The sequence below is a fragment of the Bifidobacterium vansinderenii genome (assembly GCF_002234915.1).
In the GTDB taxonomy this organism is placed as follows: Bacteria; Actinomycetota; Actinomycetes; order Actinomycetales; family Bifidobacteriaceae; genus Galliscardovia; species Galliscardovia vansinderenii.
In genome coordinates this window covers 34,257-47,978 of record NZ_NEWD01000003.1, presented here as the reverse complement: position 1 = coordinate 47,978, position 13,722 = coordinate 34,257, and the positions used below count along the sequence as shown (strand labels likewise).

Genomic DNA, 13,722 nt, shown 5'->3' with positions numbered 1-13,722 from the left:
AGTCCACGGTGGCCGATCGCATTCTTCAGTTGAGCGGCATCATCGAGGAGCGCGAGATGCGTGACCGATTCCTCGACCGCATGGACATNGNACNCGACAGCTGTACACCGGCGCTGGCAGGTTCACCGCCGACCCCACGATTCCCGACGGATTCGAGATCTCGCAGCGTGCGGAATTTCTCGACGATGCGGTCTCCAGCGCCACCACGCGCTCCCGGCCCATGGTCAACACGCGTGACGAACCGCACGCCGACTCCGATCTGTTCCGACGCCTGCATGTGATCGTGGGGGACTCCAACCGTTCGCAGACCGTTACATGGATGAAACTGGCGGCCACTCATCTGGTGCTTTGCGTGATCGAACAGGCGTGGCGCGAGAACCGCCCCTCCGGCTTCGAACGATTCACGCTGGCCGACCCCGGCGAGGCCATCCGCTCCGTCAGCCGTGACCGTACCGGGCGCGCCCCGCTACGTCTGGCCGATGGAACGACGACCTGCGCCCTGACGATGCAGCGCGCTTATCTGGCCATTGTCGAGGACTTCCTCACCGCTCACGGCGAGCTTGTGGTGCCGTCGGACGGCGATCATGACGTTCTTGCGCTGTGGCATCAGGCGCTTGACGCCGTGGAGGCCGATCGCTGGCAGGATCTGGCGTCATGGGTGGATTGGGCGGCCAAGCTGCGACTCATCCAGGCGATGCGCCAGCGTGACCCGAATCTTCCGGATGCCCGCATCGGCCAGATCGATCTTGATTATCACGACATCGTCAACGGCACGATCTTCCCCCGTCTGGAACACGGCGGCATGATGAGGACGCTGCTTGACGAGGCGGCCATCGAACATGCCGTCGGCAATCCGCCCGAGAACACGCGAGCCGCATTGCGCGGACGGTTCGTCAAGGCGGCGCTGGGCAAGGATGTGCAGTTCAGCTGCGACTGGACGCACGTGACGCTGACCAGCCCCGAACGCATGGACGCCGAACTGCTTGACCCGTTCAGCGCCACGCCCACCGAGGCGTATGAGCGGGTGCTTGCCGTTTTGGGATAGGAACCGCCATGGTCTGAAGGCCCGGAGCGTCGTTCAGGGCCTTGGCTGGCACCGACCCTGTCCGGCAACGATCTTGTCCGGCAGCAACCTTGGCTGGCAAACGAAAACCCCCGACCGGAGATTTCCGATCGGGGGTTTCACAAGTCTTTACGAGTTGACCTTCGGAGAGTGCGGATCGCCTTCCGAAACGGTCATGCGCCGTATGGCGTCAGATCACTCGGCGACGGCCTTCTTCAGCAGGGAGCCGGCGGACAGCTTCACACCGTAGCCTGCGGGGATCTTGATGGTCTCGCCGGTGCGCGGGTTGCGACCCGTGCGGGCGGCGCGCTTGACACGCTCGGCGGAGAACACGCCGGTGAGCTTGAGGCCTTCGCCGGACTTCAGGGACTCGACGAGCACTTCCTGGAAGGCGTTCACGGCGGCTTCGGACTGGGCCTTGGTCAGATTGGACTTCTGAGCGATCTTGGACACCAGGTCAGACTTGTTGTATGCCATAATCCACATTTCCTTCTATGACGTGGGAGCCCCTTCTTAAGACGGGAATCCCTTGGACCACAACCGATTGTAACGTATCGAATCGGCAAAATCCGCATTAATCGGCAAAATAACGCCCTTTTCGCCAAACAATCACCGAATCATGGCGGCGTCGGCGCAATGGGTTCGGATTCAGAGTAGACCGTGCGCGTTCATCCACTTCATGGCCGCTGCTCCAATTGGAATACGCAGCCAATAGGTGAGCAGTCGGAACAGCAGCGTCGCGGAGAACGCCACCGCGTACGGGACGCCGACCGACGTGAATCCCAGCGTCAGCGCCGCCTCGATCGCACCCAGACCGCCGGGGGTGGGTACCGCCGAGGCCAGCGTGTTCGTCAGCACGTAGATGAACGTGATCTCCAACGGGTTCGCGGAATGGCCGAGCGCCATGAGCGACGCCCAAAAGCTCAGTCCGAGCAGCAGGTTCTGCAGAAGCCATCCGCACACGGCGGCGGTCAGCTTGCGAGGCTGCGACAGCAGCTCCACCAGCTGGCGGGCGTACGACAGTACGATCGGCACCAGACGGTCGATGACCAGACGACGGGTGTACGGTACGATCATGGCCGCCGACACCACGAACGCCAGCAGGCCGATGGCGATGACCAGCGTGTTCGTGGGGATCATGCCGGAGAGCGTATTGCGTCCGGTGAAGATGCCGATGACGACCAGCAGTCCCACGATGGTGATCGCCTGCACGGCCAGAACCGCGCTCATGATCGCCGTCGCCGTGGCATTGCGATAGCCGAGCCTGCGCAGATACTGCAGGTTCACGAACGCGGGGCCCACGCCGGCCGGCATGGAGACCGTGGTGAAGCTGCCGGCCGCCTGCGACGCCAGAATCCCGGCCGTGGAGCGCCTGTCTCGGTCGATGAACGCTCCGAGCGCCAGCGCCGAACCGCCCCAACTGGCCACGCCGAACAGGAAGCTCAGCGCAGCCATCCAGGGGTTGGCCTGTGACACGGCGTCCAGGAAGTCCTGCGGCTTGAGCTGGGTGAACACCACCACGGCCGCCACGATCAGCAGCACCAGCGTGACGAACGACTTGACGTTGAAACGCGACAGCGTCACCGATTCGATAGCGCCGCCTTCCTCGTCCGGAGACAGTTCGCCGAGCGAACGGCGCAGCGCCTTGATCGTCTCCCGACTCCAGAACTCGTCCGTTCGCGTATCGCGGGCCACGGCCACGTTCTGCACGAACGGCACCAGCCCGATCAGTGCCGCGCGCCCCCAGCTGCGTTCGGCGCAGCGGATGATGCGTCCAAGCCCGACACGGCAGGACAGCGCCGCAAGCAGCTGCACACGGTCGATGGCCACGTTCGCGGGAGAACTGGCGTCGTCACCGTTGAGCCAGCCGGTCAGCACCAGCCGTCCGGTGCCGCTTCTGGCAAAGGACTCCGGCGTGATGTTCCGGTGCGTGACGCCGCGACGGTTCGCCGCACCCAGATAGTCCATCACCGACACAAGATCGTCATCCTGCACGGTGTTCCAATCGCAGTGCGTGAACGTCGGATCGGCGTGGAACACCATGATCGACGATTCGCCGCTTTCCGTGCGCGCATACACGTGCGGCGTCTCCAATCCGATGTTGTTCAGCGTCAGCAGCAGATCGACATGATGATGCGTCGCCTCCGACATCGAACGGTCGCGGCGCAGATCCACGCCGGATGCCATTTTCAGCCACAGCCACAGCTGCGACAGATAGCCGACCGTACGGGTCTGTTCGTCGCAGACCGACGCGATATACGCCTCGCCGGTACGGGTGCGCACATCGTAGATGCGCGAGAAGGGCGACAGATCGTCGGCGAGCGACAGTCTCCCGATCTCCGCCAGACCGGAGTCGCGGCGCTTCAGCTCCGCAACGTCAAGACCGATGCCCGTCAGCGCCGCCACCATCTGCCGGCCCCACACGCCCTTGTTCTGCGTGCCGAGGACAAATCGGCTGAGCAGGCCGATCAGTCGTCCGATGGCGAACGCCACGGCCACGCCGGCGATGGGGTCCACGGAGATGACCATGAACAGGGCGGCGATGGCGATCAGCGTGTTCCAACCCCATTTGACGCTGCCACGTACCCGATGTGGTCCGGCCGCGGTGAGGAACGCCGCCAGCCCGGCAAAGACGTCCGGCAGCAGCGGGCCACCGATCACGGCGCTTGAATCCAGCGCCTTCACCAGCACGTCGGAGCCGAACCTGCCGATAGCCCAACTCGAAGCCTCGGCCACGGCGAACCCGAGAAACATGGACACCGTGGCGGTGATCGACTGCACCCATTCCCGTCCGATGATCAGCTGGCCGAGCACGGCCACCACGATGAGCACCGTCGCCAGCTGCTGCAGCAGCGACAATGGCAGCTCCACCAGCCAGCCGAACAACAGGCCGGCATGGTGCACGTCGGCCTCCACACCCGTGGAGATGCCGCGCAGATACACCGAGGCCAGCATGATGATCACTGCCGCGATCACGGCCATGACCGCGCTGACCAGATCGGAGAAATCGTGGACGCGCTTCGGGGGAGTGTCGGAAATGGAGACGCCGCCCTCCACAGGCGCATCCTGCCCCGATACGGGTGCGGATGCGGATGCCGGAGTGGCGGCGTCGCCGACGGAGCGGCGGGGATCAGTCGAAGTCGACAAGTCGGCTGGCGATTCCCGTGTAGGTGGCCGGGGTCAGCGTGCTCAGACGCTTGGCGGTCTCCTCGTCGAAGTCGAGCGTGGCGATGAAGTTCTCCACGTCCTCCTTGGAGATGGAGTGGCCGCGCATGAGCTCCTTGACCTTCTCATACGGCTTGTCCATGCCCTTGCGGCCCTCGAGCGCGGCGGCGCGCATGGCGGTCTGGATCGGCTCGCCCAGCACCTCCCAGTTCTCGTCGAGCTCGCGGGAGATCACCACGTCGTTCGGGTGGATGGACTCGAGGCCGCCCATCAGGTTGTTCAGCGCCAGCAGGCTGTAGCCCAGCGCGGAACCGATGTTGCGCTGCGTGGTGGAATCGGTAAGATCGCGCTGCCAGCGGCTTTCCGTCAGCGTGGCGGCAAGCGTGTCGAGCAGGGAGCAGGAGATCTCCAGATTCGCCTCAGCGTTCTCGAAGCGGATCGGGTTCACCTTGTGCGGCATGGTGGAGGAGCCCGTGGCGCCCTTCACCGGCACCTGCGCGAACACGCCGCGCGAGATGTACATCCACACGTCCACGGCCAGGTTGTGCAGAATGCGGTTCGTGTGGCTGATCGCGCCGTACAGTTCGGCCTGCCAGTCGTGGCTTTCGATCTGCGTGGTCAGCGGGTTCCAGGTCAGGCCCATGCGGGTCTCCACGAACTCGCGGGAGACCGCGACCCAATCCACATCCGGGTAGGCGGCCAGATGGGCGCCGAACGTGCCGGTGGCGCCGTTGATCTTGCCCAGATACTCCTGGTCGGCGATGCGGTTGAGCTGGCGGCGCAGACGGTACACGTACACCGAAAGCTCCTTGCCCAGCGTGGTGGGGGTGGCGGGCTGACCGTGCGTCAGGGACAGCAGGGCCTTGTCCTTGTACTCGTCCGCCTTCTCGGCCAGATGGTTCACGATCTTCTCGGCGGCGGGGAACCACACGTTCTCCACGGCGTTCTTGATGCAGCGCGCGTAGGAGAGGTTGTTGATGTCCTCGGACGTGCAGGCGAAGTGCACCAGCGGCTTGAGGCGGGACAGCTCGGTGTCCTCGCCCAGCGCCTCGGCGGCCTTGTCCAGGTAGTCGTCGATGTAGTACTCCACGGCCTTCACGTCGTGATGGGTGATGGCCTCGTGGGCGGCCAGCTGCTTGATGCCCTCGGCGCCGAACTGCTCCGGAATGGCGCGCAGGTACTCGATCTCGGCATCGGTGAAGGGCTTGACGCCGCCGACGATCGGGCCGTTGCCCATGCCGTTGGCCAGCAGGATCATCCACTCGACCTCGACGCGCATGCGCTCGCGGTTCAGCGCGGGTTCGCTCATGTATTCGGTCAGGGCCGCGGTCTGCTTATGATAACGGCCGTCCAGGGGGCTCAGTGCAATTGCGGGGGAGATATCAGTCAGATTCATGCACACCACAATACGTGAAGCCGTACCCTGAACAGCCGTGATGATCAATGATGATCGCTGACGTTCGTATGCGTTTCTTTGTTGTTACTTGCGTCCGATTCGGCCACGCCAGTATGTGGTCTCCTGCAGTTCGCCGTTGATGACCTGACGGAAATGCCGTTCATGACCGGCCAGCGCCGTACCTCCATTGCCTTTGGCGTTCTGATAGGTGGCTTTCATGTAGTTCATGTCGTGGGAGAGGGACTTGTGGTCCCCGCTGCCTTCCACTTCGGTGCCAGTGCCGGACCCCATGGGCTGGCTGGTTCCCCGGACGGTGAGCCAGTTCGGGGAACTGGGGTTGGGCGCCCCATCGAGGGCGGATACCAGTTCGTCGTTCACCTCGATGCTGGTGACCGTGATGTCACCCTTGATGGGATGATTCGCAATCGGCGAGCCGGCCGTGACGATATGTTGGATGTTGTATTTGTCGGTGAAGTCCGACGCCATGACGGCGGCCACGATGCCGCCCTGCGAGTGGCCCACCATCGCCACCGGATCGCCTGGCTGGATGCCTACCTGTCTCATCGCCTCATCCACCATGCGGGCGCTGTCCGCGGCCTTGCGCTGGCGCTCGTCCGCGCTCATGAGCTCCACGTTGGTGAACCAGCTGAACGGTGAATCGAAATTTCCATCGGTTCCCGGAATCGTGACCATCCATGCGGTGGTGCCGTCCTCACGTCGATATTTCTGAATGGCTATGGACCCGTAATCCACGCCGTTGAGACGCATGTCATGCACATTGTTGAGCGTGTCTTCGATGGACGTCGTTTCGCCGATGCCTTTCTTTGGATGAATCTGCGCGACAGTGACTTTGTTGCCGACCAGGATGTTTCGGGTCAATGTGGAAACGTGCGCTATCATTCCGGCGGCCTGATTGACCTCATCCGATTCCACCAGACCTGTGCCGGCTCTCCAAAGCCGGGTTATCGGATTGGCTCCGTTGACGATCGCCGATCCCAGCGCGGACAGCATCCCCTCATGCAGGGAGGACGTGCCGGTGACGGCGTATACCGGATTGAACGATTGTTCCTTGATAGATCCGATGATCACGCTGCCGGCGGCAGCGCCAAGCAATCCGAGGAAACCGAATTTGGGCGCCACCGTCGTTCCCAGTTGCAGAAGCTCTCCGAACAGCCCTCTGGCGGTTTCGTCGGCTTCGGAGTACAGCGAGTACGCGTCGGTGAGCTGGTCCGCCATGGTCTGCGCCTTCCTCATGAGCATCTCCGCCTCTTCGGCACGCTCATCGGCATGCCGAAGCACCAGTTGGTAGTTCAGCGACATGTGAACGGCCGTGTCAGCCTCGGCATCCCCAGTGCCATCGGTGTGAGCCATGCCCATCGACGCGGTGGCGATCTTGCCGAGCAGTTTGGGACAGAGCGGTGCCTTGGCGCGGATGATTCCGAGTTCGAGATTGGCGGTTTTCCAGTTGGCTCCGGTTCGCGCCACGTGATCGGCGGCGTCGTTGAGCAGCGTGGCCACGGTGCCGAACTGGTCGAGATCGGCATGGATGGCGGTTCCCGGACCGCCGTAGACATGGGATTCGACTCGCGCGTTCATAGCAGGGCCTCGGGGCTTTCGATGAATCGTGCGGTGGTTGTGGCCCCGTTGCCGGCGGCCTGTGCAATGACGATGGCGCCGTCCACATCGGTGTGGAAGGCTTCTCCCGCCGTGCCATCCCAGACGAGTGCCTTCGCTTGGGATAGGACGTCCTCCATGCCCTTGATGGCATTGGATTGGGAGGCGCACAGGGAGATGATCAGGTTCTGCGATTCGCGGAGCACGGTCGGGCAGGGGCATCCATTGGAGAGGTCCAGGCCCGAAGCCACGTTGGAGAGAGTGTCACCCGTTCGGCCGATGGCTCCGAACGTGTTGGATACGGTGTATTGGTCAAGCGTAGTCATGCCGCGATTCAATCACAGCATGACCGGCGGGCGGTAGGGCTCCTGCTCGATGTGGTCGAATGGAGCCCCCGCCGCCCGCATACGCTATGCCGTTATCGCGTCTACCATGGTTTAGCCGAGGCGTCGTCGCCGGATCCGGCGGTTTCGGACGACGTGTCGGGCACGTTCTTCAGATCGATCTTCTGCTTGTTCTGCTCCAGCAGTTTGTTGACCTTGTCCGTGTCCGATGAGTCGTTCGAATTGTTCGCGGATTCCCCTTGCTGTCCGTTGACGGTCTGCGACGAATCGGAATCGTTCTCCGCCTTCTTGAGATCCGACTCGATCTGTTTGGTCAGTCGTGCGGATTCGGCGGCGTTCGCGGCGATCGTTTTGCGCACCTGGGGAAGCTGCAGCACGGTAAGACGCTGCGCGTCGGAGAACTGGGCGTCGGTCTGCAACTGCGCGGTCCGCAGCTTCTCCAGATCGGGCGTGTCCTTGTTATACGCGTTAATCGTGGCGTTCAGTCCGCTGACGGCGGTGTTGTTCGTGGCCAGCGCGGACCAGTTCGCCGCCATGATCCCGGCCGCCACCAATGCGATCACGGTCAGCACCACGATGCCGATGCGTACCGGAACCGATGCGATCGTCCGACGGTCGTGTCGCGGAGGACGGGGCTGACGATGCGTCTTGTGTGGCCTGTGTGTTGCCCTGCTCATAGCAGCCTCCTTGACGTGCGCATCCAGGCCACGGCCTCCCAGAGCAGCAGCACGGCGAACACGATGGCGAACGGCCAGATCGCCGGCACACTGTGCTCACGCTGCTTGTACGTGCTCTGCATTCGCCAATCGGACGACGTCTGCTGCACGTCACGTTCGTCGATGGTCCGGCCGGCGTCCACATGCACATAGGAGCCGCTCATCTCGTCGGCGATGGCCTTGAGGGTCTTCTCGTCGAGTTTGGAGATGCCCGGCTGGCCGGTCGACGGGTCCGTGACGAACTGATCGGTCGACATGGACCCATCGTCGGCGATCTGGGGGATCTGTCCGCCGTCGGTGGAGCCGACGCCTACGGTCTGCGCACCGTTCACGTAGGCCCTCAGCGAGGAGAACGTGCGTCGTGACTTGTTGCTGGTCTGCTCACCGTCGGAAATGTAGTAGACGATGATCGTGTCGTCGGGATGCTGGTTGCGGGTGTTCTTGGTGGCCAGTAGAAGCGGGTCCACGGCCTTGTCCAGATTCGAGCCGGACGACGCGGATGTGGGCTCCAACGTCAGCGTGCTGGCCCAGTTCTCGATGGCGCGTGAATCGGGGGTGAGCGGGACCTCGAGAGTGCCGGAAGCGCCGAACGAGATCGCCGCGAAACTGGCGTCGGGATACAGTTTGACGATGCCGTCAACGGCCTGCTGGGCGGCGTCGATGCGGCTCATCGTCTCCTCGGAACCGTACTGCGCGTCGGAAACGCCCATCGAACCGGTCACGTCGACGGCGATGAACACGTCGGTGGCGTTCACCGCCCGGCTTTCCGTCTTGAGGGTCGTGCTGGGGGTCAGCAGCATGACGGCCAGCATCACGGCCGCCAGAATGCGTCGTGTCCAGTCCACGGCCGTGGCGTCGGTGTAGGGGCGCTGTCGGTGCGAGCGCACGGCCAGCACCACGGTCAGCGCCACGATGGCCACGGCCAGTATGGGGGAGACGATCCAGCCGAACATCGGATCGAGCGTCAGTCCCTTCAGAGCGTCCATGCCGTTCTGCATGTTCATCGTCTCAACCTCCCGGCCACGATCACGAACGCGGCGAACAGGACCAGCACCACGGGCACCCAGTATTGCGGCGCGTCCACCAGATTCGACTGATTGCGGTTCTCGTTGTCGGTCTCACGCTGCCGTTCGATCCTGCGGACCAGTGCGTCCACGGACGAGCCGGAGGCCTGTGTGAGGAATATGCCGTCATGAGCCTCGATCTGCGTCTTCATGTCGGTGGTCGTCTGGTCGTTCTCCGACTGGGTGGGGCCGGAATACAGTCCATCGACCACGATCGACGACTTTTGGGTCAGATCAAGCGCCTGATCGAGCTGATAGACCGGCGTGCCGGACAGCACATTATCGGTGGCCAGCACGATCGACGCGCTGCGGTTCCTTGCCGAGGCACTGACCGCGGCGTCGCCCGACGTGGAGAATTCGGGCAGCATGGCCGCACAGCTGACCAGACCGTCGCCGATCAGCGAGGTCACGTCCTTGCGGTTCTGCGTGCCGTCCAGCCAGTCCGACACCTGCTGGTACTGCTTGTCGCTCATCTTGTCGATGCTGTCCTGATCGACCACGCCCTTGAGAATGGTGTTGGCGTACGACAACTGTCGTTCGACCAGATCGTAGTCGTCGGTGAGCGGGAACACCGTGCGCGACGTGGAGTTGAAGATGCTCAGACCAATGCGCTCGCCCTGAAAATGCTGGATCAGATCCAGATACGTGGCGATGACCTGACGATCGTAGGGCAACGTGGATCCCGAGACGTCCAGACACAGGATGATGTCGCGCGAAGAGCCGGCGCTCGACTCGGAATCGACCTTGGACGGGCGTGCCGTCAGTACGATCGCCATGATCAGCGTCAGCGCAAGCAGCGCCGCGGCCAGACGATTGACCGTCTTCCACAGACGCCATCGCGCCGACGTGTGCTCGGTGTCGAGATCTCGATCAAGATTCCACACCGCGGCGGTGTCGGGATGGTCGACGATCGTGCGCACGGTCTCCGGCCGGCGCGCGTGACGAGCGGACCACTGCCATGCGAGAAACGCCAGCAGTGCGAGCACGATGATCGACGCGAACGCCCACGGCCAGCGGAAGGTAAGCAGCGACGACATCAGGAACGCCACCTTTCCACCAGATTCGACACCCAGCCCGCGGCCTCGTCGACCGAGGTCTCGCCGGCATGCGCCTGCGTGGCCGCGTCCGCGAACTCGGGCGGATATAACGCGGATATCGTTTGTCTGAGCAAATCAAGTCCTTTGCCATTGCTGCGCGAACGGGGGACGGCGTGCAGCTCGGCCAGCGTGTGGTTGGTCACGTCGCGTCCAAGACGGTCCGACGCGAACCGCCGCGCGATGCCCGCAAGCTCGCTGAACGCATCGTCCGAGCCGATCTCGCCGGTCTGGAAACGGAACCGCACGTCCTCGATCTCGGCAAGCCACTCGCCCTTGTCCGACGTGGAACGATGAGCCCCGGTACCGGGAGACGTCCGTCTGCGCGGCCTCGACACCACCACCGTCAGCACGATCAGCGCCACGGCCACGACGATCAACGCCAGCATCGACGCCACGTACGGCGTGACATCGGCAAGATCCAACGGAGTGAATTTTCCTGCGGCCATGATCATGATCACGCCACACCTCCCGAGGCACGGGCGGCACGCACATCGGCGCGGGGGAAACCACTCTTTGCCAACGTGGTGGACACCAGCGTGATGAACTCGTTGAACATCGCCTCGCTCGACCCACCGCGCACCATGGTCGAACCGGTACGGGCGAGTTCACGGCTCAATGCCGTTGCCGCGAACTCGCGATGCGTGGCGACGTCCTTCGCCATGGTGGGAGTACGCAGGAACGCGGGCACGGCACGACCGTCGCGGGCGTCCACGATGCGATCGAACCGCTCCGTGGCCCGGAACGGATTCAACGCGGCCACACTGACCACTACGAGCGGATGAGTCTGCGCCACCAGACGCAGCGCACGGGCCTGTTCCTCGGTCCATGCGGTCTCGTCCGTGGCAATCACCACCATCGAATACCGGTTGCGGATCTTGCCCGCATAGTCGATCAGCGCATCCACGTCACGAGGCTGATCCATACGGCGACGCAGCAGGCCGTCGAACACATGCTCGAACTTGGCGAATCCACCGTTAAACGGTACGCGTCGGATGCTCTGCGAATCGCCCAGCACGATCGACAGATCGTCGCTGCGCCGCAACGACAGCACCGCGAACATGCGCAGCGCATTGGCCGCCACATCGATGGCGCGTTCACCGCTCGGCGTGCGACCGCGCATCTCGCGCCCGACGTCAAGCAGCAGCCATACGTTGCCGTTGCTCTCACGCTCCTTGTCCACGATCATCGGACGGGCCGCGCGGGCGCTCGCCTTCCAATCGATCAGACGAGCCTCCTCGCCGGGCTGATAGGGGCGGATATCGAGATAGTCGTATCCCGCGCCGCGGCGCGCCGACGGATGCTCGCCCTCCAGCACGCCCAGCGCCCTGAACACCGTGGGCAGACTGAGCCGCGTTCCCAGGGATTCGATGCGTCGACGAACCGGATCGGCGGATCTGTCCGGCACGATCATGGTACGGGAACCGCCTCGATCATCGAATCAATGACCTGATCGGCGTTCACGTTCTCTGCCAACGCCTCGAACGTCAGCAGAATACGGTGACGGAACACCTCGTGCGCGAACGTCTTGATGTCCTCCGGGATCACGTAGTCGCGTCCGGCCAGCAGCGCGTTCGCCTGACCGATGCGCACCAGCGCGATCGAGGCTCGGGGGCTGGCGCCCAGACGCACCAGATTCGACAGGCCCTTGATCGGTCGGGGGCCGCCGCCGCGGCTGGTCTGTGCAAGCTCAACGGCGTACTTCATGATCGGCTGCGACACGTGCACCTTGCGAGCGCTGGCGCGCAGAAACTCCACATCGGCGATGGTGATCGCCGTGGGGCTTACCGACATGGCCTGCTGATCGGTGCCACGATTGGTGAGCAGTTCGAGCATGGAGATCTCGTCGGCCTCGGCCGGGTACGTCATCACCGTCTTCATGAAGAAGCGGTCCATCTGGGCCTCGGGCAGATTGTACGTGCCCTCCTCCTCGATGGGGTTCTGTGTGGCGATCACCATGAACGGCTTGGGAAGCGCGATGCGCTCGCCGCCGATGGTGGTGGCGCCTTCCGCCATGGCCTCGAGCATGGCCGACTGGGTCTTGGCCGAGGAGCGGTTGATCTCGTCGAGCAGGACGAAATTGGCGTGGATCGGACCGATCTGCGTGCTCATCTTCTGCGTGGCGAAATCGAAGATCTGCGTGCCCACAAGATCTGACGGCATGAGATCCGGCGTGCACTGGATGCGTTTGAACGAACCGGAGACCGACGTGGCCAGAATCTGCGCCGCCGTGGTCTTGGCCAGACCCGGAACGGATTCGATGAGAATATGGCCGCCGGCCACGAGCGTGGTGATCAGCGATTCGCGCAGCTTGGTCTGGGCGACCAGTCCCTGGGCGAAATGCTGGCGGACGCGATCCGCCAGATCGTGGACACGGGCCAGATCGTCACGCGTGACGGTGGCGGAGGCTGCGACAGGTGCGGGAATGTTCGCGGGAGGCATCGGCAAGTCGGCCGCCTGCTGCCGCGAAGGACGAGGTGGGAATAAAGCCATATCCTCCACTGTAGCGGGTCAAACGACTTTCACGCCGTCGGCAGCGACCAGTCCACGGGTTCCGCGCCCATGGCCACAAGTGCCTCGTTGGCCTTGGAAAACGGCTTGGATCCAAAGAATCCGTAGCGCGCGGACAGCGGACTGGGATGCGGGGACTTGATGATCGTCGCATGGCGGAGCAGCGGTTCGAGCGTCTGCGCCTGACGGCCCCACAGGATGGCGACCAACGGCTTGGGGTTGCCGTTGTCGTCGACACGTGAATCAAGGGCGGTGATGGCGGCGTCGGTGATGGCCTCCCAGCCCTTGCCCCTATGGCTTGCGGGCTTTCCGACCTGCACGGTCAGGCACCTGTTGAGCAGCATCACGCCCCGGTGCGTCCACGGGGTCAGATCACCGTTCGCGGGGGCCGGAACGTGCATGTCGTCCATAAGTTCGGTGTAGATATTGCGCAGACTGCCGGGGATGGGGCTGACCGTCGGCGCGACGGAGAAGCTCAAACCCACGGGATGACCGGGGGTGGGGTAGGGATCCTGCCCCACGATCAGCACCTTGATGGAATCGAAGGGGATGGTGAACGCGCGCAGGATATTGCGGCTCTCCGGCAGATAATGCCGTCCCTGGGCCAGTTCTCCGCGCAGGAAATCGCCCATGGCATGCACCTGGGGCTCCACATCCTTTAATGCCTTGGCCCAGCCGGACTCCACCAGTTCGTCGAGATTCTTGATCGTCATGGCTCCCATCATAGGTGGGGGAGGGATGCTGCCGGTCGGTGC

General features: G+C 63.5%; 13 protein-coding genes. 1 reads left to right on the top strand and 12 read right to left on the bottom strand.

Annotated features, from left to right (window positions below; translation table 11 throughout):
- The first annotated feature begins 67 nt into the window (after nucleotides 1-67).
- Complete coding sequence (locus Tam10B_RS01020; protein ID WP_093959425.1) at nucleotides 68-1,045, top strand: proteasome accessory factor PafA2 family protein; 978 nt, start codon at nucleotides 68-70, stop codon at nucleotides 1,043-1,045.
- 213 nt (nucleotides 1,046-1,258) lie between these two features.
- On the opposite strand, the gene Tam10B_RS01015 is transcribed toward Tam10B_RS01020, so the two are convergent.
- From Tam10B_RS01015 to Tam10B_RS00965, 12 genes are all read right to left on the bottom strand, one after another.
- The gene (locus Tam10B_RS01015) at nucleotides 1,259-1,540 is read right to left on the bottom strand and encodes an HU family DNA-binding protein (protein ID WP_093959424.1); all 282 of its coding nucleotides are present in this window, start codon (nucleotides 1,538-1,540) and stop codon (nucleotides 1,259-1,261) included.
- 171 nt (nucleotides 1,541-1,711) lie between these two features.
- Nucleotides 1,712-4,210: a lysylphosphatidylglycerol synthase transmembrane domain-containing protein gene (locus tag Tam10B_RS01010; RefSeq protein ID WP_233133520.1), complete on the bottom strand. Its 2,499-nt coding sequence runs from the start codon at nucleotides 4,208-4,210 to the stop codon at nucleotides 1,712-1,714.
- Nucleotides 4,194-5,624 carry an adenylosuccinate lyase gene (gene purB, locus Tam10B_RS01005; protein WP_093959423.1) on the bottom strand — a complete coding sequence of 477 codons (1,431 nt, stop codon included), beginning with the start codon at nucleotides 5,622-5,624 and terminating at the stop codon, nucleotides 4,194-4,196. Before purB ends, Tam10B_RS01010 begins: the two co-directional genes overlap by 17 nt.
- An 84-nt stretch (nucleotides 5,625-5,708) precedes the next feature.
- Nucleotides 5,709-7,220 (bottom strand): esterase/lipase family protein, encoded by a 1,512-nt coding sequence (locus Tam10B_RS01000; protein ID WP_158214084.1) that lies wholly within the window; start codon nucleotides 7,218-7,220, stop codon nucleotides 5,709-5,711.
- A complete protein-coding gene (locus Tam10B_RS13155; RefSeq protein ID WP_158214083.1) occupies nucleotides 7,217-7,564 on the bottom strand; it encodes a hypothetical protein in 348 nt (115 codons plus the stop codon). Before Tam10B_RS13155 ends, Tam10B_RS01000 begins: the two co-directional genes overlap by 4 nt.
- Nucleotides 7,565-7,665: 101 nt before the next feature.
- Nucleotides 7,666-8,259, bottom strand: coding sequence for a DUF6466 family protein (locus Tam10B_RS00995; protein ID WP_093959421.1), 594 nt, complete (start codon nucleotides 8,257-8,259; stop codon nucleotides 7,666-7,668).
- Nucleotides 8,256-9,275, bottom strand: coding sequence for a vWA domain-containing protein (locus Tam10B_RS00990; protein ID WP_408606617.1), 1,020 nt, complete (start codon nucleotides 9,273-9,275; stop codon nucleotides 8,256-8,258). The genes Tam10B_RS00995 and Tam10B_RS00990 overlap by 4 nt, the downstream gene beginning before the upstream one ends.
- 23 nt (nucleotides 9,276-9,298) lie before the next feature.
- Entirely contained in the window at nucleotides 9,299-10,399 is a 1,101-nt protein-coding gene (locus Tam10B_RS00985) for a vWA domain-containing protein (RefSeq protein ID WP_093959420.1), read from the bottom strand.
- A complete protein-coding gene (locus Tam10B_RS00980) occupies nucleotides 10,399-10,911 on the bottom strand; it encodes a hypothetical protein (protein ID WP_456297846.1) in 513 nt (170 codons plus the stop codon). Before Tam10B_RS00980 ends, Tam10B_RS00985 begins: the two co-directional genes overlap by 1 nt.
- Nucleotides 10,912-10,913: 2 nt before the next feature.
- Nucleotides 10,914-11,870, bottom strand: coding sequence for a DUF58 domain-containing protein (locus Tam10B_RS00975; protein ID WP_093959418.1), 957 nt, complete (start codon nucleotides 11,868-11,870; stop codon nucleotides 10,914-10,916).
- Nucleotides 11,867-12,949, bottom strand: coding sequence for an AAA family ATPase (locus Tam10B_RS00970; RefSeq protein ID WP_093959417.1), 1,083 nt, complete (start codon nucleotides 12,947-12,949; stop codon nucleotides 11,867-11,869). Before Tam10B_RS00970 ends, Tam10B_RS00975 begins: the two co-directional genes overlap by 4 nt.
- Nucleotides 12,950-12,978: 29 nt before the next feature.
- Complete coding sequence (locus tag Tam10B_RS00965; protein ID WP_093959416.1) at nucleotides 12,979-13,680, bottom strand: uracil-DNA glycosylase; 702 nt, start codon at nucleotides 13,678-13,680, stop codon at nucleotides 12,979-12,981.
- Between the last annotated feature and the right edge of the window lie 42 nt (nucleotides 13,681-13,722).